Origin of the sequence: Anaerobiospirillum sp. NML120511 (assembly GCF_023050955.1) — a bacterium.
Lineage (GTDB): Bacteria > Pseudomonadota > Gammaproteobacteria > Enterobacterales > Succinivibrionaceae > Anaerobiospirillum.
The window spans coordinates 63,637-85,457 of sequence record NZ_JALKIK010000003.1 but is presented as its reverse complement, the minus strand read 5'-3'; the positions used below and the strand labels follow the sequence as shown (position 1 = coordinate 85,457).

Annotated in this window: 12 protein-coding genes; 6 read left to right on the top strand and 6 right to left on the bottom strand. The window is 52.1% G+C overall.

What is annotated here, in order from left to right:
• Positions 1 to 194 precede the first annotated feature (194 nt).
• The 5 genes from MXE39_RS13060 (at position 195) to MXE39_RS01540 (ending at position 4,693) form a co-directional block, all read left to right on the top strand.
• Positions 195 to 998, top strand: coding sequence for a DUF4253 domain-containing protein (locus MXE39_RS13060; protein WP_246976487.1), 804 nt, complete (start codon positions 195 to 197; stop codon positions 996 to 998).
• Between the two features lie 381 nt (positions 999 to 1,379).
• The gene (locus tag MXE39_RS01555) at positions 1,380 to 1,547 is read left to right on the top strand and encodes a hypothetical protein (RefSeq protein WP_246976484.1); all 168 of its coding nucleotides are present in this window, start codon (positions 1,380 to 1,382) and stop codon (positions 1,545 to 1,547) included.
• A 31-nt stretch (positions 1,548 to 1,578) separates the two neighbouring features.
• The gene (locus MXE39_RS01550; protein ID WP_246976481.1) at positions 1,579 to 2,142 is read left to right on the top strand and encodes a WG repeat-containing protein; all 564 of its coding nucleotides are present in this window, start codon (positions 1,579 to 1,581) and stop codon (positions 2,140 to 2,142) included.
• A 471-nt stretch (positions 2,143 to 2,613) separates the two neighbouring features.
• Entirely contained in the window at positions 2,614 to 2,841 is a 228-nt protein-coding gene (locus MXE39_RS01545) for a hypothetical protein (protein ID WP_246976478.1), read from the top strand.
• Between the two features lie 355 nt (positions 2,842 to 3,196).
• Positions 3,197 to 4,693, top strand: coding sequence for a DUF6138 family protein (locus MXE39_RS01540; protein ID WP_246976475.1), 1,497 nt, complete (start codon positions 3,197 to 3,199; stop codon positions 4,691 to 4,693).
• Positions 4,694 to 5,444: 751 nt separating this feature from the next.
• Here the strand turns inward: MXE39_RS01540 and MXE39_RS01535 are convergent.
• The 4 genes from MXE39_RS01535 to MXE39_RS01520 all read right to left on the bottom strand — a co-directional run bounded on the left by MXE39_RS01535 (position 5,445) and on the right by MXE39_RS01520 (position 14,124).
• Complete coding sequence (locus MXE39_RS01535; protein WP_246976472.1) at positions 5,445 to 6,050, bottom strand: 4Fe-4S single cluster domain-containing protein; 606 nt, start codon at positions 6,048 to 6,050, stop codon at positions 5,445 to 5,447.
• A gap of 274 nt (positions 6,051 to 6,324) precedes the next feature.
• Positions 6,325 to 8,244, bottom strand: coding sequence for an AAA family ATPase (locus MXE39_RS01530; RefSeq protein ID WP_246976469.1), 1,920 nt, complete (start codon positions 8,242 to 8,244; stop codon positions 6,325 to 6,327).
• An 887-nt stretch (positions 8,245 to 9,131) separates the two neighbouring features.
• On the bottom strand, positions 9,132 to 10,307 hold the full coding sequence (locus tag MXE39_RS01525; RefSeq protein ID WP_246976467.1) for a hypothetical protein: 1,176 nt from the start codon (positions 10,305 to 10,307) through the stop codon (positions 9,132 to 9,134).
• An 814-nt stretch (positions 10,308 to 11,121) separates the two neighbouring features.
• Entirely contained in the window at positions 11,122 to 14,124 is a 3,003-nt protein-coding gene (locus MXE39_RS01520) for a hypothetical protein (protein WP_246976464.1), read from the bottom strand.
• Between the two features lie 195 nt (positions 14,125 to 14,319).
• Between MXE39_RS01520 and MXE39_RS12905 the strand changes: the two genes are divergently transcribed.
• On the top strand, positions 14,320 to 14,448 hold the full coding sequence (locus tag MXE39_RS12905; protein ID WP_281503479.1) for a hypothetical protein: 129 nt from the start codon (positions 14,320 to 14,322) through the stop codon (positions 14,446 to 14,448).
• Between the two features lie 733 nt (positions 14,449 to 15,181).
• Here the strand turns inward: MXE39_RS12905 and MXE39_RS01515 are convergent.
• Both MXE39_RS01515 and MXE39_RS01510 read right to left on the bottom strand, forming a co-directional pair.
• Positions 15,182 to 18,265, bottom strand: coding sequence for a hypothetical protein (locus tag MXE39_RS01515; RefSeq protein ID WP_246976461.1), 3,084 nt, complete (start codon positions 18,263 to 18,265; stop codon positions 15,182 to 15,184).
• Between the two features lie 618 nt (positions 18,266 to 18,883).
• Entirely contained in the window at positions 18,884 to 21,817 is a 2,934-nt protein-coding gene (locus MXE39_RS01510) for a PIN domain-containing protein (protein ID WP_246976458.1), read from the bottom strand.
• Positions 21,818 to 21,821 lie beyond the last annotated feature (4 nt).

Here is a 21,821-nt window from a genome sequence, read left to right as displayed (position 1 = left end):
GAGTCTAAAAGGGGCTGATATCATCAGCTTAAGGGCCATAAATGGTATTTGCACCTGATTTCATACCCAGATATCATGGTCTGCAGGTACTGGTACAGGCTCATATCTGTATGTACTGATGCCCATGTCTGCAGTGCAGTGCTGATTTCAGTCTTTTAGTGGCTGTATGTTTTGAGATTTTAAGGAGTTCGACAGTGACACATAATGATGAAGCCCCTTCTGAACTTGCCCAGGCAATGATGGATTACCTTGACTGTCCCTGTACCTTCTTTGGACCAGCCAGTGATGACAGCCGCCTGATGAAGGCATGGCAGGAGACCCGTAAGCGCGGAGCTGTTGAGGGCTTTGTACCTGTAATTGTCACTGTTGACGATAATCTTTTTGAGATGATGCTGCTCAACACCGACGCCGACAAGGACATCCCTGACAGCAGCAATAATCTGAGCTTTAAAAGCGATATGGTCAGACAGTATCGTCAGCGTATGCTCGACGGCTCTCTGCCTGATGGCCGTCAGGTTCTCAATGACATGATCGATACCCGCCGCAGTGAGTCCGATGACGATGAGATTAACTGGGAAAATGAGGTTATAGGAGAGCCAGGACGCAGCTGGGCAAACGACAGTTTTGAGTCCTATGGCGACTACGAAGATGGTTCACAGTGCCCTGTTATTCTGGCCTGCATTCCGGTGAAAAACCCGTGGGAGGTCTTTGCCTGGATTCCCATGGGCAACTGGAATGAATGCCCTGATACCCCTGAGCTCATGGCCGTAGCAAGGTACTGGTATGAGCAGCACCAGGCCGTACCGGCAACCATGAGTCATGACGTACTTGAGTTTACTGTTCCTGTCGCCCCGGACGCAGAAAAAGCACGTAATCTTGCACTTGAGCAATATTCATTCTGCCCGGACATTGTTGACCAGTCAGCTCCGGGCATGAACGTGGCAAGCCTTGCCGAAGTACTCAAAAAGTCATCAGTGTGGTACTTCTGGTGGGACTGATTGCCATTTCCGGTCCATGAGCATATTGCTCATGATTCCTGAGTATCACTTTACATTTTATTTTACAGAGCATATTTCAGCATACCGTTCTGACATATTGCGACACTCTGCTCTGACATATTGCGACATGCCGCTCTGACATGTTGCAACATTCTGGTCCGACATGTCGCAACATTCCTGTCAGGCATATTGTGGCAAGCTGACCAGAATCATGGTCAGCTCAGTTTATGAAATAAGACCTTGCTGCAGACAGCTTCCTGAATGCGCCTGCTCAGAAAGATTGAAGGCAGCCGTCAGCTTTCATGTCACTTTACAAAAATTTTTACAGAGCACAGTGCAAGTACCTGACATACTCAGCATATGCCCGGACGCGCACTGTCCATGGTCTTGCTCAATAACGGCTGTCAGGAACGCTGCATTAAACACCAGGACAAAATCAGTAGACAGATTCTCCTACAACCCCTGCAAAAGACCAATGCCATTGTTATTGCCAAAGCCTGGAGCAATGCCATTGTCATTGCCAGTATCAGTACCACCTCCATGGCCTGAGACAATTTACAAAACCAACAGGTTGATTAGCATGTATCCTTATGCCCTGCTTAGCTCTGCCGTCATTGCTTTCACTGCTGCACCAGTTGCTGCTGCCGCTCCCGCTCCTGCAACTGCCACCGCAGATACATCTGCACATGAGCCAGCTGCTGCACATGAGTCTGCAGCTGCTGGTTCAGATGCCAGTGTGGCAGCTGAAAGGCGGGCTCAGTCTGTCAGTCCCTTTATCTTTGACAATGGACCTGACTACCTTTCGGAGGGTATGTACCGCGTAGTTGATGAACATGGGCGCATGGGCTTTGCCAATGCCAGGCATCAGGTGGTTATAGCACCGCAGTTTTCCTTTGCCTTACCCTTTGAGCATGGACAGGCCAAAGTTACCCTCAAAGGGAAGGCCCGCTGCGACTCAGTCGGCTGTGAACACTGGTACTGGGACAGTGATGACTGGTTCTGCATTGATGTCATGGGCAGTGAAGTCAAATGCAGATCTGATCTAACCGGAATGCATGTCGATCCTCAGCCCTCGTCGCTTTATGGCACTGATGATCAGCCGCCACTTCGTCCTGAGCATAACCCCCAGCCTCAGCGCAAGTGACAAACGCCGCTCCGGCCTCAGCCCTGGCAATGACAGTCCCCATGGCCTCTGCCACGGCAATGACAGCCGCTACGGCCTTAGCAGCAGTGATGACAGCCTTCCATAGCATGAGCATTCATTAACTGGTAAATCCTCTGCAGCACAGCTGCAGGCAGTCATTAAAAACTGTCTGATGCCGATACCCTGTAGCCACCCCTGTATGAGCATGCAGCGTCCGCCCCGACTATGAATGGAGGTTCCTCCTGCTAAAGCTACCACCACTGACTGTTTGTACTTTGACCGGCTGTTGTGAGGCTTAAGGGCCTTCATGACCGGCCGCCCCTGGTGGCCGGCTGCTGGGGCTGGAGCTGGAGCTGCAGCTGCATAGTCAGCTGCAGCTGCCATGAAAAGTGCGCAAGCATGGGGCGCATGGCAATGCAGGCAAGTTCTGCAGATGCAGGGGACAGGCTTATGTAATCTTATGGAGGTTCCATGGCCCATATGGATGACCTGATCACCAGGCTTTTTTCTGAATACCGGGACTATATCTGGCTGCTCTTTGGCCTTATCCTGGTGGTGGGCTCGGTGCGTAACTGGAACTGGCTTTGTGACCCGGTGGGTAAACCAGACTATCTGCTGCTTACCCGGGGCATGCTGCGCTTTATCTTCTTTTGTCTGGGCATATTGCTCATTGGCTGCAGCCTGTACTTCGTAATCTGAAACAATAAGAGCCTGCAGCTGCCAGGGCTGTCCTCAGGGCCACAGTAACTGCAGACCGTGCTGCTTCATAGCTGCATGCATCTGCTACTGTCATTGGCATGGACCAGGCTCAAAGGCAGGATCTGGGCCAGGCTCAGAGGCAGGAGCTGGGCCAGGATCAGCTGGCTCGAAGGCAGGCTCAAAGGCAGGGCATTGGCCATACCTGTGGCTCTGCTCTGGCTTAGGGCATGAGGCAAAACCTGGGCATCTCCTGAGCCCAATGATGTCCCATGCAGCCGCGCACACGTATGTGTAACTGACAGCCTCCCTGCAGGGCTGAAAAACACTTTGGAATTTGATTATCCGGAGGTAAGACATGACTGACAAGAAAAACGGTAAGGCTGACAGCAATGCTGAAAGGATTGGCGACGGGGCTGGATTTAAGGGGCCCTATGTTCTGCTCCATGGTGTTGATAATGTCACAGAGGAGAAATTTGCTCAGGCGGATAAGTGCATTGAAGATATCATTGCCGGTAGTGCCCGCTTCCATAAGGACAGATTCCCTGTAACTGTGGAGTCTGAAACAGGCTGGCACTTTCTGCCTGATGACCTGTTCCAGTACTTTCTTGAAGTAATGGTTCGGTCAGGCTTTGACTGTGACCTCGCTGTTATGCTTTGTAACATCCTGATCAAAAGTACCCGATGGAATAACCTTGATTACAAGGTCGACAGATTTCTGGACCATGCCTTTCGTGACCGCTGGTTTGACGTGGACAGCACATCGGACCGCTTCGGCCACCGCCATGAGTGCAAACTCAAGCCTGGGATTACTGCCGCTGACTGCGATGAGCAGCTGCTCCGCTTTGTCTGCCATGTCGCCATATGTCACAAAGTATACGGGCCATCGTATGCAACCATATCCACTAACTACTATCTGGATATGGTAAGTCAGATTCGCCCTGACATGGTCAATCGCCTCAAAAAGCACGGCACCGGAAATTTGCCTGCCGAGCTTGCTTCAGTAAGTAATGATTTGTTCAAAGCAAAGGCCAATGATGCCTTTGGCACTTTGAAAATCACCGCCCTTGCTGATACTGCTGCATGTTATGAGGGCATTTTGCATTGGCTGTGCAGTGTTATTGTCCATGAAGACTTTCCTCACAGCTATTCCATTGAGTTCAAGGGCCCAACAAAGATCTGGCTGCCGATCAGGGGACTGCCGCGCAAGGGCATCAATCAGCTTTTTGCCTGTGCTGCCCGCTTTACTGAGCTTCATCCGCTGCTTGAGATCTATGCCTGCCTTGCCATGAGAGAGGATGAGTTTTATACCTGCCTGAGCGATGAAGACTGTGCCCTGCCGGGCAGTTTTGCTGTCTTTGCCCTGGGCATGGCTGATACCAGGTGGATACCACTTGTTTGCGACTATCTTAAGATGTGCGATGACGAGCACTCCTCACTGCAGGTCAAATTTGTCAGAGACATGCTGCTCAAATGGGGAATTAACAGTCAGACTGTGGATGTGCTTGTTTATGCCGTACTGTCCACCCAGTCATTGACTGGCTTCAAAGCCCTTGCAGAGCCTGCTGCCTGCAGGGAAAGCCTGGAGGCCCTGCTTGAGGCCCGAACTCATCTGAGCGACTGGCTGACTCATCTTGATTACGATGATGATGACCCCTTTGATGACGAGTATGATTGCGATGATGATGATGCAAATGCAAGGCACTCATCCTCCCCGGACCGTGGGCTTGAGGACAGGCTCTGGGAGGACATCAAGTTTGCCATCTGGGGCCGAAAAGCACTGACCAGTCCCCAGACCATATGCAGCAATGCCCCTGAGCAGCTGCGCTCCCTGTATGCTGACCTGTTGCTTTGAGAGTCTTCGGGCCTGGGCTGTGACTGAAGTTAAGCCCTGCTGTGCCGTGCAGCGCAAGGACGCGCAAAACAAAAGCAGGTACGCTATTATGCAGCTAAGAGGCGCCGCCATAGCCGCCGAGTTCTGACCTCAGCCCCCAGGCCGCCCACTCTGCCTGCCTCCCATCCTCAATCCCTTCCGCCCTGCACTGCCCTGAGCCATGGCCGCCACCGGCCATGGCTCAAACGCCTCTATCCCCTGCAGCAATGCCTCTCCTGCCCTCCCTTCAAGCCATTCGGCTTGCATGCCCTGCATGACCTGCATGCAGAGGCTGGCCTGGCAACACGACCAGCAAGCGCTGCTCAAACGCCCAGGACGCATTGGCCATGCCGGGCTGGGCTGGGCTGGGGTGGTATGGTCCGGAATGGCCTGCGTGTGCCTGTGGTCTGAAAGGCCAGCCATGGCCAGGCCTGAAAGCAACTGCCAGGAGTAATGAGATTACAGGCGGGCATGGGACGCGGCTGTGGGACACAGCCATGAGATGCAGCCGTGATGGCTGCGCCATGCCCAGGGTATGCATAGCTGTCCCCTGATGGGAGGAGTCGCGGTGCTGGCTGCTGGCTGCGGCCTGAATGTGCAGCTGAAGGCCGCTGGCCTGCTGTTGGGTTTATTGCCCTGGCCTGTCATGGCTGTTGCTGGAGCAGTGCTTCAATGGGCTGCTGCAGGCGGATGAGGGGGCGGGGAGTGAACTGCGCGGTCGGCATGGTCCGGGTCAGCTCTGGTCAGGTGGGGCGCTCAAAGGGATGTCAGCTGGATAGCCGTTTACGGTGATGGAGCCGTCGGCACCAATGCGCCACTCGCAGCTGACTATCTGAGGGCGGGTCTCAATTTCGCTGGTGTAAAAGTCCGTCAGGTAGATAAAGTTCTGATTGGTCGATCCGGCCCAGTTGCGCACCTGTTCTGATTTGTTTCTGAGGTAGGGGCCGTCTACCAGCACATCAATGTGCTCAAGCAGCTCCCGGGTGCCTTTGAAATCACATCTGCTTTTCAGCCAGCTGTAGTCATAACCGGTAAAGCACATCACTGACAGTCCGGCCTCCTGAGTCCTGCGCGCTACCTGTGCAAGGCCTGCAGCCTGTAAAAAGGGCTCGCCGCCCAGCAGAGTTATGCCCTCTATATTGTTTTCCTCCCGTGAAGTACAAATGCGGTTAAACAGCTCATCGCTGCTGATAATATGGGCCGGCCTGAGCGGCTGAAACTGCTGATTGCAGCACTCAGCACAGCGCAGCAGACAACCCTGTGTCCATATGGCAAAACGCCGTCCCGGCCCTTCGGCCTCAGTACACTCCATAAAGCAGGCAAGATTCAGCCATGCCATTGTTCTATCCTCCACTCCTCAACTGATTGTCACACGGCACGCACAGGTCATATCAAGTGCAGGCCATCCCGGCCCGTACATACCGGTATGTCCCTGCCCGCACGGCAGGACCGGGCATTCCTGCCCGGACCAGGCCATGTCGTGGCCTGCCGTGCCGGGCACGATCAGGCCATGAGCCGGCGCGGCTGCAGCCCGGCGGTCGCACGGCGGACGGGCTGCGGTCGCACGGCGGACGGGCTGCGGCCGCATGGCGGACGGGCTGCGGCCGGGCTGGTCAGCTGATATCGAACAGGAACTGAGGGCCGATACGGGACATGGTGATGCTGCGGCCACGCAGCTGACCTGCCATGCCGCTGCAGTCGAAGAGGAATTCACTGAGCGGGTCAAAGAGGTAGCTGATCATGGCATTAAGCACGCCACGGCCGCCACTGCGCAGATCTACCCTGGAGACAATGAAGTCAAGGGCATCATTGTCATCCTCAAACTCAAGAGCAGTGATGCCCCACTTCTCCTTAACACGGTTTCTCAGCGGCTCAAGCTTGGCACGGGCAATCTGCCTGAGAATTTCCTTATCAGTGATGAAGTTGAAAGGAATGATGTTGGCATCGCCGATACGGCCCAGCAGCTCAGGACGCTGCAGCACTGAGGTGAAATGATGCTCCACAGCTGATTTGAACTGTGCAGCCACGCTGCGTTCATCTCCCTGCTCTACGGTAGCGGCTCCGATGTTGGAGGTAAAGACGATGAAGGTATCAGCAAAGGAAATGGTCTCGCCCTTGCCATCTGACAGACGTCCGTCCTCAAGAATCTGCAGGAACTTGTCCAGAATGCGTGGATGGGCCTTTTCAATCTCATCAAAAAGCAGCAGAGAGAAAGGTCTGGCTCGAACGGCATTGGTCAGCTGACCGCCCTGCTCATATCCTACATAGCCCGGAGGAGCACCGATGAGACGCTGATCGGCATGCTCATGGTTAAACTCGGACATGTCAAAGCGAATGCAGGCATCTTCATCGCCAAACAGGAACTGCGCCAGAGCCTTGGCAAGTTCAGTCTTGCCCACACCTGTAGGACCTACAAAGAACAGTGCACCTTTAGGAGTACGGGCCTTTGAGGAATGCTGCAGACCTGACAGACCGGTATAGGCTCGAATGAGCACCCTGTATACGGAATCGATGCACTGATCCTGTCCCTTGACCCTCTGGCGCAGTTCATCTTTTGCTGCAGCCAGCCTGCCGTGATTGAGCTGCTCCCATGGGGACTGTCTGGTGCCGTAGCGGTAGAGAGATACCAGCGAGTTGACATCGACGCTTTTTTCCTGCTGATTGGACAGTCTTACCAGATTGTCGATATCTCTGAGGTTAAGACCATCAGTAAGAGTAACCATCTCAGCAAAAGTGCGGCCGGTCCTGACCAGCGGCTCTTTGAGCTTGAAGTGCGAGGACCTGGCTGTCATGGCAGCCTCTCTTTCTCTTATGGATGGCAGAGCAATGGAAATGCTGGCAAAGAGCGGGTTGTTGATGAACAGATCCGGAGGCAGACCGGCAGAACCTGCACACATAAAGATGATCAGGCTGCGCGGCTCTTTCATCTGCATGCTGCTTCCTGATACCGGACTGTCACAAAGGGCATCGGCAATCAGTGACAGCCAGCTGCGCTCGACCTCGGTGAGGTTGTTGACCTGACCGAAGAGCAGGTTGGACCAGTCAACCAGAAAGGCCACTTTTTCGGTATCGTTTTCATCAGTCAGAACGTTTTTGACTGTGGAAAAGAAGGTAAGAGGGTCAATGACATTCTGACCTTGTCCGCCCAGCAGGCCGCCACTGCCCCTGCCCGACCCTGAAGTACCGCCTCGTCCTGAGCCGTCCAGGCTGTCTGAAGCGGACTGTGAGTCGGCTGCATCGGGCTCGTCATCGCCCATGTCATACTCATCGCCCTGCACAAAATCACAGGATGGAGCACTCAGTCTCAGGAAGTCCTGGACGTTCATTCCGCTGATGCCGCTGACACGTGAGTAGGAGACCACATACCTGAAGCCAAGTGCCTTGAGGCTGTCCTCAATTACTTTTTTGACCGGCATCATCCTTGCCATGCGGCTGAAAGCCAGATCCATGATATTGCCATTAATCTGAATGGCACGTCTGATCATGCACTGGCGCTCAAAGTTATCCAGCCATGAGTTGATGTATGAGTTCATAATTCTGATGTCCTGAATCATTATCAGCCCCGCCTGCAGCCTCCTGCATGCCCCATGGCACGCAGGCCAGCACGCAGTGCGGCACGCCGCCCTGAGTACGGACAGGGCCGCTGCGCCCCTTTGCGTACCTGACATGGCCATCCCAGGCCATGAAAAGCATGGCCCGCCCTCCAGGGACGCCACGGCATGCCTGAAGGCAAGCTCCTGCCAGCACAGCTGCAAGTCCCCAAAAACAAGCCGCAATGCTGCGCCGTGAGCTGCAGTCAGCCCGCCACTCAAAAGGCCTGTTAAACAGCCCAGGCCGGTTCGCTGCATCTGCCGGGAGATCGGTGCTGCTGCAGCAGCGAGGCGGCCTCATGCCCGCCCATATTTATGCTTAGCCGGCATCCCATGCAAAGCCTGCTCATCCAGAAACGAATTTAGGGCGGAGCAACCGGAGCAATGCTGTGCACTGATGTTCAGCTGTACATATGCCTCAAAGGCATGGCCGCGCATGGCTATGCAAGTAAGGCAAGGCCAGGCAAAGCTGCAAGCCCGCGCCGGGCCTCTCTGCACGCATCGTGAGCACGCCCTGAGCTGGCCCAGTCTGCACGCGTCGTGAGTAATGACTGCGCGGGTAGTCCCAGGCTGCACTGAGCGCCTGCATGAGACGGCCTGACCGGTATGCCCGGCCTGTGGGCCTGTAGTGATGCCGAAGCCGACACCAGCCCGCGCAGTGCCCTTATGGCCTGCAGACTGTGTAATCGCCGTGCCGGCTTATGTGGGTGTTGCAGTGGCTGCCAGAGCCGAAAGCGATGGCCGCAGCAGCGGCTGCTGCTGCAGCAACGACGGTGACGGCGGCAGCAATGGCTGCGGCGGCGATGGCGGCGGCCGGAGCGGGGCGGGGGTTACTGAGCGGAGCCGGTGCTGCTCTGCTGTACAGGTGCTACCGGGCGGCTGGTGGCAAACTGGTCGTCCGGGTTTGACCACATTACACGCTCATCGCTGAGCTCAATGCCGTAGATTTCTCTTAGGGCTGGCAGCACCTTGTCCATGTCCTCACGGCATGTCTGTCCTTTGTAGTTGTCAAACTTCCATGAGATACGTCCATCAAGATGAACGGTAAAAGCCGCTCTGTTACCGGCAGGACGGGCTCCCTGGATCAGCACCACATCAGCACCGTCTTCGTTCACCTTGACCGGCTTTGAAACAATGAATCCGGCATCCTGCAGTGACCTGCTGACAGCCTTTACCACCATGCGGCGGCCCTCTTCCGTACCCTCATCAGGTACATTGGCCATGACATCGTTAAAAGCAAAGAGGCCATCCTGCGGGGCACTGTCAGCTGTCTCCGCAGCCACCTGCCTGTCTGAGTCGGACGCATCTGAAGAAGCCCTGGATGTAACCTGCCGATCATCAGATTCATTTGCCTGTGCTCTGATCTGCTCATCACTGCCAGCTTCACTTCCGCTGTCGCTCCGGCCACTGCCCTGTGTGCGTCCGGAGAAAGGAGTCCTTCCATTACCGGCAGCTGCAGCGGCATGGCTCTGCTGACGTCTTGCGGCAATATGCTGTTCGATTTTGCTGTAAAGCTCCTCAAGAGCCCCGATAACACCGCAGTCATCGAGCTCCTGTTCCATGGATCTGTCCTTAATCTCAGCAATATAAGGAAGAGCATTGTTGTAGATACGTACATTGGTCCAGCCGCTCATGTGACTGTCAATAAGCTCATCAATTTGGCGGCTTCTTCTTTCCAGCTCCTGCTTTCTGGCCTCCTGCTCCGCCTTGATACGGGCCAGCTCTGCAGCATGCTTCTTTGCCCTTGACTCAAGCTGTCTTACCTCGCCTATGAACCTGAGTATACGAGGGAATAAATTTCTGGCATTCTTTTGATTGTTTGAGGCAGCAAAACTGTCAAGCAGCTCTGACGCCTTACTCAGTTCTTCGTGCAGGATCTCAGCACCCTGCGATTTCTGAGCGTTCTGCAAAACTTCCCTGCAGAGGTCCAGATTATCTTTGTTATCAGCAATCACCTCTCTGACTGGTGCCTTCAGGTGCCAGTTGGCACCTACATGTCTGCTCATAATTACTCCTTGAACAGTAAGCTCTGTCCATCAAATCTATTTGACTGCTCTCAGCCCTTTCCCAAACCAGCCCTCCATCGCAGGGCATGGCCCCATGGCTGGGCATGGCCCCCGTTGCAAGTCAAGACCAGTCCCACATCGCAAGTCCCAGGCTGCTCATTTCATCACACGGGCCTGACTCATTAAGCCGGGCCTGCATACTGATTGTCCGGGCACTGGCCTGGATGTGTGCACATAACTGGACTGTCGGTTACACAGCAGGACTGAAGCTCTGTTAATCCTTGTTGCCTGAGGCCGTAATCTGCCTGTAAGCGCTACTGCTGTACCGCCTGCTGATCGCAGCACCTGTGCCGCATTTGATGCGACGCCGTTGCGACAGCTGAAGCAGCGCAAAATCAGTTTCCGGCCTCATGTCCTTATTGTTTGATTGTCATGTGACCATGTTGCCAATTGATCTTTGGCCTTATGGCATCGGGCCTGTGGCTGCGTGGTCTGCGACCTTTGGCCTTATGGCATCGGGCCTGTGGCTGCGTGGTCTGCGACCTTTACCCTTATGCTTCGGGCTGACTCCGTATGACCTGTGGCCTTATGGCGTCTGGCCTGTGGTTGCGTGGTCTGCTGCCTGTGCCCTTATGATTCGGGCTGACTGCCGTATGACCTGTGGCCTTATGGCATCGGGCCTGTGGCTGCGTGGTCTGCGACCTTTACCCTTATGCTTCGGGCTGACTGCCGTATGACCTGTAGCCTTATGGCATCGGGCCTGTGGGACTATGGCCTCATGCCGGATGCCAGTCCTCAGGAAACAGCCAATACCCTATGAATCATCACCGTCAGACTGTTTCTCTGAGCTTTCAGACCAGCTCCTCAGACGCTCAACCAGGCTCTTCATGTCCGGTGAGCCGAACATGCTTTCGTCAGGCGATATCAAGCCATCTCTGACACCTTCAGATGTCCACTTCTTCATGCCCTCGGCGGTAATAAGCATTCGTTTATCAATCAGCTCCCGTGACAAATCAGTTCTGCCCCTGCGCACTGTATGCAGCTGCTTTCTGTAGACAGACTCAGCTGGAGGAAGGGATGACGTACTGGTGTAATCCTGGGACAGTCCCTGATAAGGATTACATAAACGCAATAAGGCCTTTGCCCTGTCTATCTCCTTCCTGAGCTTCTTCTCATGGACGCCAAGGGCCTTTACCACATTTTCAGGCAGATCCGGGTTGCCACTCTGGTAACTGCTCGTCCAGGACAGCTCGTCCAGTTGACTCTTCATCAGACTGAGCGACTTATCATATGTATACAGACCAAGATCCTCACAGAGCCTGAGTTCGTCATCATTATTCTCTGCCTTTCTTAATGACTGATCTCTGAGCTGAGCCTGCTTGCCGTACACATCATTGACCGCACCACTGAATACAGTCTTAACACCGAGAAAGTTGGCTTTTCTGGCCGTATCTTTGCTGCCGGTGTACAGTACTGTGTCGTATGTCTGCAAAGAGAGTGCGGTGGCGATGCAGCTGTCACTGCAGTTGCCTCTGTCATGCCCCATACCTTCACTGCCGTCATTACCACCCTGCTCTTCTACGGGCACTTCCTGCTGGTTTTCCGGGCTGGCCATGGCCAAACAGTTAGTAAATTCGAAATCAGGAGTGAAGTAGACAGCTCTGTCACCAAGCTCAATTACAGCTCTTTGCGCATGATTGGCTATCATATTCATAGCCACATCAAAGTGTAACCTGCGACAGATAAGCCCCGTCAGTACCGTTGCCGGAATAACAATGGTACGCTTGCCTGTGGCCTGTCTGATATTGTGGTAGTTGCCCATGAGAAATTCGGCATCCACTACCGCCAGCGGCTCATCACGGGTGACAATACTGCGGTCGGACATGATCATGGCAACAGTATCAGGATCAGGCTGGCACCATGGGCAGCTCAAAAGTGAGCTGAACTCTGCTGAATCCTCATACCTGCAGAAAATAGCCTGTGTCAGCTTTCTTAAATTGCGAATCTCTTTAATAAAACTGCTTGAATTAAACAGCTCCAATGAAACCGGGCAATCATAAACAGCCTGACTGATAAGCAGATCCAGGTTATTCACATATGCCAATCCCCTGTGGCTGAGAATCGCTCTGTCAACATCTTGCTTACCACATAACTCATAGAAGTCCCTGATATCATCAAGCCACTCAAACCCTTTGATACCCAGCGGATGAAATTCTTTAACTCCCGAGTTGTAAGAATGATTGTTCTCCTCATATCTGTCTTTGAGAAAATCAAGGCAGATCGTGTATTCGAAGCTGTCAGGAGAAATCGTCACCTTGAAAGGAAATTTCCTCAGGTAATTGAGCAGCTGCTGCAGATCATCTTCCGTCTTTACTTCTGCAAGTCTGTCTACCAGACGCTGCATTCCTGGACGTGTATAGCCTCTTGGTATATATAAATATTTAGATCCATGCGTATATTTGTCATGGAAATTCAATGAGTATCCAAACTGCCTGTCGAATTTAATGTCAGAACGGAAGTATCTGAGACACTCAGGAGGGATTTTGAAGCTGATGTCTGGCAGACTGTCTACTGGCAGCACCCTTGCCAGGGAAACAAAACTCTGCACGTCGTTACACTCAAAAGACGGCAGATTGACCATGTCCACAAACTCCATTTCATAACCAAACAGCAAAGGCAAATTCAAGTCATTGTCCTGCCAGCTGCAGTTAATAAACTCAGGACTGAGCATCATGGCCGATTTGCTCTGGTAATCAAGCACCATGATTTTTCTCTGGAGATGCTTTACGAAGCGCCAGTAGCCATACTCTTTCTGGTATTCGCGTTCCCGTCCATCCTTCTGGCACTGGGCTTTGTACATAGACTTGAGATCGTCGGCCAGTCTGTCGGCGCTGGCCATAACAAAGCCGCAAGTACTTGGCCATAACGGCTCCTCGACGTAAACAGGCGAGCCATACCTGTCAAAACCATCAAAGAGATGACGAAAGCCGTTCTCATCAATCATTTCGTACTGGTAACTATCAGGATCAAACCTTCGCCACCATGAAGTCCATCTGGGCATGCCCCCGGCTGAAGCGGCTGCATCTGCATCCTCTTCATGTGCGTGTAACCACATTATGGAATCGCGTAAACCTCCCTCACCGGGCTTGATGGCGCGGTATTCTTTTTCAGGCCACAGCACAACACAGACACATGGTTGATAGAAACACAGTTTGAAACACGCGTTGGAGATTATGAGCTCAAGAGCTGTCAGCTGAGGCCCCTCCAATCGCTCACGGCCCAGAAAATCCTTATACCTGCTGCTCTTAAACAGACTCATCATGTCCAGATAGAGCTCATGTCCAATGACAAATACCAGACCATAACTATTTTCAATAAAGTGTTTCGCACACTTCAGACTGCTGGTTTTAGGAAGTAAACCTTCTTCTGGATCAAGTCTACATTCATAACCTGAAGCAGGATCCTCAGCCACAAGCTTAAAAGTGTTTCGTCCCAGCAAAGCTGATGTCATCAGGGCACAGTCACTGGCAATCAAACCTGCTCGCTGCTCTCCGGCTCGCTTATCACTGTCTGCATCAGAAATATGGTCAGCAGAGACTGCAGATAATGATCCTGATATCCTCAGATCTCCTGTGTGTACTTTTGCAATGCTTTCAGACTCCTTCTCAAGAGCAGCGAACACCGGCCTGATCAGCATTTCATACAGAAAGTTTCTGTCAGCACCTGCAAGCCATGCCGCAAAGCTCTCGTTGCTGCTGCTCAGAGCAAGCTCATGACTTTCATTAACTGTTATGACCAGACGCGCCTGCAGTAACATGATCTGATGATCCTCTGCCTGTTCTCTGGCAGGTGGTATTTCACAATCCTGGATCATGTAAGGATCATAATCCGGCCCAATATCTACAGGCTGTGCACAATGCGACATAAACCTGCGATCGGACAGATGCAATGATTTGCCGGATCTGACAAGAGCTTCCTCCTGAAAACGCCGCCATAGTGTTGCCGTCACCTCATGGCTCATACTTCCGGTCGTATCGGCATTTCTCAGCACATGACCATGATAGTTGCAGACACATTCATATCCATGATCATAACTGTAATTCAGTACATCTGCTTCGTCGCCATTGCCCGTATGCCCTAATGTTTCTTCATATGGCTGGTAACAGTTTTGAAAGAATGGATCGCCTTCAAAGTAACCGTAACTCTGGTCATCTTCGACTTCATCGTTGTCCTGTATCCTGCCTCTGGTCATGATTAAGTCATCAAGGCCTCTGAGGACTGAGACAGGGCTGTCCTGCTCATTTTGTTCGTGCACATGAACATGTCCGTTAAACAGAACTGAGAACTCAAAAATCGTACTCATATACACTTCCTTAACTTGTTTTGCTTGCTGACATGCATCTGATGGCGGTTGATCGCAATTGGATCTGCCCGGATGACCACAGGTCAGGGACCAATGCCATACAGCCGAGCTTACGGCCTGCCAATGGCTCGGCAATGAAGACTATGGCGCTGCCCTGCTCCAGCCCATCATCATGTCTGCTGGCGCAGGTGCTGGTGCTGGTGCAGGTGCAGAGCGTTCATTGGGATGACACGGAGGCTGGTATGGCCGCCGGGACTCCCCCTGTCGCTACCGGTCTGGCCGCCGTGACGACTGCTGTCGCTACCGGTCTGGCCGTATTGACAGGCCGATAATATGGCGTGTAGCCCGTGCGAAATTGTTCAGTCAGTACGGACGGCAGTCATGCCTTGATACGGTCATATGTCTTCATGGTCACCTGGGGCCGTTTATGTACGGCCTGAGACCTGCCGGTGTCAGCACACCGGCATATGGCCTGATGCCCGCAGCCAATCCCCGGGCAACAGCCGGTTCCCTATGAGTCACCGCCTTCAGACTGTTCCTCTGAGCTTTCATACCAGTCCATGAAATGGTCAATCTGGACCTTCATATCCTCAGCAGTGATAAGCGTTCTTTCATCAGTCATCAGCCTTGCCGCAGCAGTTCTGCCCCTGCGCAGTCCAAGCAGCTGCTCTCTGTATACAGAGTCAGTCCCAGGCCTGGATGCCATCCTGACGAAATCATGGTAAATGCCGGGATTATGGCTGTATAAATTCAATAAGTATGATGCCCAGTCTGCCTCAGTTAAAAGCTTCAGTTGAAGATCAAGAACAGCCTTTGCATGTTTTTCAGACAGATCCATGCTGCCCATAACGCCAGTATCGTAACAATGCTTCCAGGACAGATCTTTCATAGCATTATCAATCAGGCTCATGGATATGTCGTATGTCGACGCGTATCCAACATCCTCATTGCAACTGAGTTCCTCAGCATTGCTCTGATCCTGTGTAACAAGCTTATTTATGAGCTTAGCCTGTTTTCTGTATGCACCAGTTACCGCGTCGCTCAATACAGTTTTCACGCCCAGCTGCTCAGCTTTTCTGGCTGTTTCTTCGTTGCCTGTATACAGGACCGTGTCGTATGCCTGCAGACAGATGGCTGTGCTGATGCAGCTGTAGCTGCAGATACTGCTGTCCTGGCTGTCCTCCTCGCTCCCGGCATCGCTGTCCTGGCTGTCCTCCTCGCTCCCGGCATCGCTGTCCAGGTCATTGTCTTCGCTGTCATCATCTGCAGTCATGAAAGCACTGTAAATATCAGTAATGCTGACATCACAGCTCTCAGAGGCTTCATCAGGCTCAGTATTCTGGTTTTTCTGGCCAGCCCTGGCTACCATTGAAGTAAAGTTGAAATCGGGAACGTAGTAGACCGCCTTGTCACCAAGCTTAATAACAGCCCTCTGAGCGTGACTGGATATCAGCTTCAAAGGTAAATCAAAGTGGCCTCTGCATACTGAAAGAGCATTCAGCACAGTCAGAGGAATAACAATGGTGCGATTGCCTGCGGCCTTTCTAATATTGCGGAAGTTACCCATGAGAAACTCGGCATCCACTACCGCAACAGGCTCATCAAAACTGACAGCATTGCTGTCGGATCTCATCAGGTGCAGCATGTCCGGATCAGGACGACACCAGGAGCAGCTTATAAGTGACCTGAACTCTGGTGAGTTTTCATGCCTGGACAGCACACAACTGAACAGCTTTCTCAGGTCTCTGGCCTCTTTAACCCAACTCTCGGAATCAAACAGTTTCCTTAACACAGGGAAGTCATATACAGCCTGACAAATAAGCAGTTCAAGATTGTTGATACATGCAAGTCCCCTGTGGCTGAGCAGCTTACTGGTAAGCCCCGAATGCCTGAAGCTCTTACAGAAGTCAATGACATCATTGATCCACTCAAAGCCTCTCATCATCAGCCGGTCTAAATTTTCCCACGTATATGAATGACGTTGTTTATTAATGTATTTCTCCGGACTGTATCTCATCTGAAGAAAAACAAGGCGCATTTCGTCATCAAAGCTGTCTGGCGAAATCGTTGCTTTTAAAGCGACTCTCTCAAGGTATTTGTTCAGATCAAGCAGATCATACTTTGTCTCTAAAGCGAGTCTGTCCACCAGACGCTGCGCTCCTTGCTGAGTAAAGCCTGGAGACGGGCCAGTCATGAATTGTATGTCCCATGTATCAGGATAGTAACCTGTGTAAAAGTGATCGAGCAGATCGGCTGGAATTCTGACACTGCTGTCCGGAAGATAGTCCAAAGGAACTGCATGAGCAATGGCAACTAAACTCTGCACGTCGTTAAACTCAACCGACGGCAGATTTACCATGTCCACCAACTCCATTTCATAGCCAAACAGCAAAGGGAGCTTTACACTGTTATCCTGCCAGCTGCATTCAAGACACTCAGGACTGAACAGCATGGCCTTTGTGTGTGTGTAATCAAGCACCATGATATTTCTCTCTGGATTCTTTACAAAACGCAAGTACCAATACTCTTTCTGGCGGTCCCGCTCCCTTCCGTCTTTCTGGCACTGCACTTTGTAAAGAGACTTGAGATCTTGAGCCATTCGGTCTGCGCTGGCCATAACAAAGCCGACTTTACGCGGCCATGATCTGTCACTGCGTTTTCCTTCAGGCAATGGCCACCATCTGTCCAGGACACCGGCTGAGCTGCAGGTCCTGGTGTCATCCCCTGAAGCAGCTGCATCTGTATCCTCTTCCAGATCATGTAGCAAGGTTACTGAATTGTCATCATCTTCATCGGCAGGCTTGATTGCGCAGTAGTCTTTTTCCGGCCACAGCACCATAAAGACACAGTTTGGTACTTTTTCCAGAAACAGCTCAAGCGCTTCCAGCTGAGGCCCATCCTCTCTCTCACGGCCCAGAAAGTCCTCATACCTGCTGAGATCAAAACGACTCATCATATCCAGATAGAGCTCATGACCAATAACAAAAACCAGACCTTTGTCTTCATCAAAAATGTGTTCTGGCAAACTCAGGCTTATACTCTCAGAAACTAAGCCATTAAAACGACCCCAGCTATCATTAAATAGATCTATAATGCTTTGTCTTTGACCATGTCTTAGACCAGGTCTTAGACCATGTCTTAGACCAAACTTATAAGTGTTTCGACCAAGCAAAGCTGATGGCATCAAGGCACAGTCACAGGAAATAATACCTGCATCATGCTTTTCGAAGCTCAGCTCACTGTCTGTGCCCGACTTGCTGTCTGCAGCAGCTTCGGCCGACGATGGTCCTGATATCCTGAGTGCACCTGTGTGTACTTTGGCAATGCTTTCAGAGCACACCTCAAGCGCATGGAATACTGTCCGGATCAGTTTTTCATAAAGAAAGTTGCTGTCAGCGTTGGCAAGCCATAATGCAAAGTACTCATTGCTGCTGCTGAGAGTCAGCTCATGACTTTCATTAACTTTTATTACCAGAGGAGCCTCCAGAACAATTACCTGATGCTCCTTCTGATACTCCTTCCTGCCTGCTTTCGCTGCGCGCCTGACATCTTCCTCTTCATTGTTACAATAATCAATCTGACGTACTGGAGTCATATCCTGGTCCAGATAGCCCAATTTCTGGAGACGTAACTCCTGTACACCCCTCCAGATATATGCCCAAACCTTATGGCTCAGACTGCCGGTCACGTAAGCATTGCTCAACACATCTCCTAAATAGCAGAATAAACCCTCATATCCTGCATCCCTGAAGTAAATATACTCTTCTTCGAGTTCAGCCGTTGCATATGGACTGCCCCTGCTTAATATTAATGAGTCAATACTGCTGAGGCCTGAAACTGCCCGTTCCTGCTCATGTTTCCCATGGAGCTCAACAAATCCACGAAACAGAACTGAGAACTCAAAAATCGTACTCATATACACTTCCTTAATTTGTTATGTTTGCTGACACTAAGCTGCCCGCAAGCAGCCCTGAGCACAGTAACCACAGGTCGCATGGCAATGCCTGACAAGCGTCGCCTGCTGCAGCATGTGCTTACGGCAGCCTGATGACGCTGCCCTTAAAACTGCGGTTATGTTCTGCCATGAAGCCCCGTGGTGTCGCCCTGGCCCGGCACCAGCCCCTTGTCATGGCTGCAGGTGCAGAGAGTTTATGGGGCTGACACGGCGGCACGGCCAGCCGCCGTGACGGCAGCTGACAGTGCACATGGTGCGTCAGGATTTTGTCTGAAGACCGAGCTGTCCTGCCTTGATATTGCACTGGCGGTCTGATGAATAGAAAACAGTATTGTTGAACATATACCTGAGAGCTGCAGCCAGAATGCGGTCATCCTGGTTGGTCTGGGTGTTGACGCTTCTTACCATGTTAATGAGCGGCTCACTTGCAGTAATGATCTTCATTCGGTCCCTGATCATTTCCAGAGAGTTAAGGCTGCGGCTTACCTTGTCCTTGACTGACTGAGCTTTGTTGCGTGAGTGCTTGATACCGTCAAGCTCGCTCATGACAGTGTCAGGAATCAGCACGGTTCGATCATGGAACAGGCGGTGCAGATCAGTGGCGTGATCAAGAACATAATTGGTGTCAAGAACAGCATAGGATGCCTTTCTGTTTACAGGCTCAAAGATCTTGAAAATCTCACGACGTACCCGGCTGAGCGGCTCAAAGTACTGCTCTACAGAATCAAAATCCTTTTCCTCAAACAGCTCCATCATCTCAAGCTGCAGATTGTCAGGATCCAGAAGATCAGGCCACAGATCTTTCTGCCCAATAAGGCTCTGAGGTCTGTTGCTGTCAAATCCGTCAGCAAACTCACGCAGCTTTATCAGGCGGCTGAACTCATAGACATCAAAGTTGAGTTTGCTGCCCTGTCCGCTCAGTGCAGCAATGTTGAACAGTTTCCTGTTCCGGCCTGAATTTCTGCTGCTGACATAACCAAGACTGCGCCTCATGACCTCGAAACGAATGCCGGTGTCAAAAGACTTAAGCGAGAGCTTCTTGCGGCCATAGGAGCTGTAGACTGTTTTATTGAGGCGATCGAGCTCATCAGAGGAGCTGACTGAATGCAGTCCTTTAAAGAAGGAGTCCGGCACCGAGTCAATCTTGACAATGCCCCTGTCAATCAGGCTTTCGAGGCGATTCACAGTGAAAGGACCCACATGATTATGGACTGAAATCTGACCTGCCATCCTGCTCATCATGACCAGCTCTTCGTCGCTGCAGGCAGCAAAAGGCCGCATCTGCAGCAGATCCGGAGCCTTGATATCCCATACCGAAGCACGGTCCAGTTCAAAAGTCTGACCGGCAAAATGGCAGTCAACATGTTCAGGCCTGAGCAGCAGGCTCTCGCCTAATCTGAGATTGACCATTGCCATGAAGGAAAAGCTGTCATTGATGATCCTTTGCCAGCACTCTCTGACTTTCTTCTGATCCTTGCTGTCACTGACCGCTTTGGCATTGACTTCATACTCACGGGCAAGTTCAGGTCGGCTGCGCATCATAAATCCGGTATGCTTCCATGGATTTACAGCACTGATACTTCGGGCAAATTCCCGGGCTGCAGCGCTGATCTCTCCGGAAGCAGCGCTGATCTCTCCGGTGGCAGAGTCCGTCATGTCATGCAGTGAGTCTGCATTGTCCTGGTCAAGCACTATCACCATGGTAGGTCTGCGGTGGCGCTCTCTTTTATCCAGAATCTCGTGCATAAACATGGTCACCACATCCTGATTGCAGCAGCCAACATATGTCTCATCGTCAGCGGTCATGCCCAGCATGCGCTCAACCATGGAGCGATCGCATATCACCACTGCAGGCTCATCCTTGTCCATGAAACGCCAGCAGCTGAGATCAGGATTGTCCCGACGCAAACAGGATCCGTCTGCAGCCCGGTAATAAAGATCCGTGGCCATGAAGTTGATTTTGTGCTCGGCACCATCAGGCATGGACGGCATGAACTGACCTGATGCAATGACTTCATGCTCCTGCTCATTTTCCCGGCCTCTTCTGGTCAGAGCCTTTTTCAGGCCCGAAAACAGATCTGTTTTATGCTCGGATAAGGCCTCCATGGCGCCCTGACAGGCCTTGCGGTGCATGGTGGCGATGCGTGACAGCAGCGGAGAAATCAGATAATTGAGCTTGAGTCTGTCATCACAGCGGTTCAAAAATGAATCAACCATGCCTTCTGAAGAAAACAGTGACAGATTGCCGCTGCCAGGCTCGATCATTATCTTGATCTCCGAGGTCACGGTACCTGCTTCCTCATCAAGAGGCTTAAACTCTACACCGTTTTCTGTCAGAGAGCAGTCCTCAGGAAACAATCTGCCATCATTTACTCTGGCTACAGCCATGTGGCGCAGCAGATCATCTGAGGCAACTGCCGAAGGCGGTACGGGATCTGTCTGCTCAAAGACAGCGCTGTCGGCACGGCCCCCTGAGCGTCCGGCACCTGAGCGCCCGGTACCTGAGCGTCCACCCCCGGCGCGCATGGCGCCTGCCCCGGCTCCCGCCGCCGCTCCAGCTCCGGATGCCTGTGAGGCACTGCACTGCCAGGAGAGCTTAAGGCGGGATGAAGAAACCTGAGAGTCGTTCTGTTCAGTTTTCTGTGAAGCTGCCGACTGCTCATAGAAGTCATCATCATCATAACCATCGTCATCGCCATGATCCTGGTCATGATCAGTTTTGAGAGCACTCTTGATTTCTTCTTTGTCTACGAAGCGATCATAGAATGGACAGAAATAGAGGTTCTCCTCCTTGAGATTAGGCTTGCCGACAAAGCGCTTGTATTTGTAAAAGCGACTTGCATTGTCGTTAACATCAAAATCACCGACCAGCGCCTCCTCGAGCCTGTCTGAGGTTATTTCCTCCCCTTCAGAACCGTACATCTCGATCATGTCTTCGCTCATCAGATTATCCAGGGCATTGTGGACAAAGCCATCATCAATGCGCAGTTCACGGGTGAGCTCAAAAAGAGGAATGTCCTCGTACCCGCTGTCCTGAAGCGAGGTATCGCACAGCAGAGCCAGTACCAGCTCTTCAGGCATGGTCAGAACGCGTACCTTGGCATACTCGTACGTGATGGCATAAGGCGTGGCTGAGGCACTGAGATCAAAAGCAAGCAGATCTACGCGCTTTTCTTTTTCTGTTTTGCTCATCTTC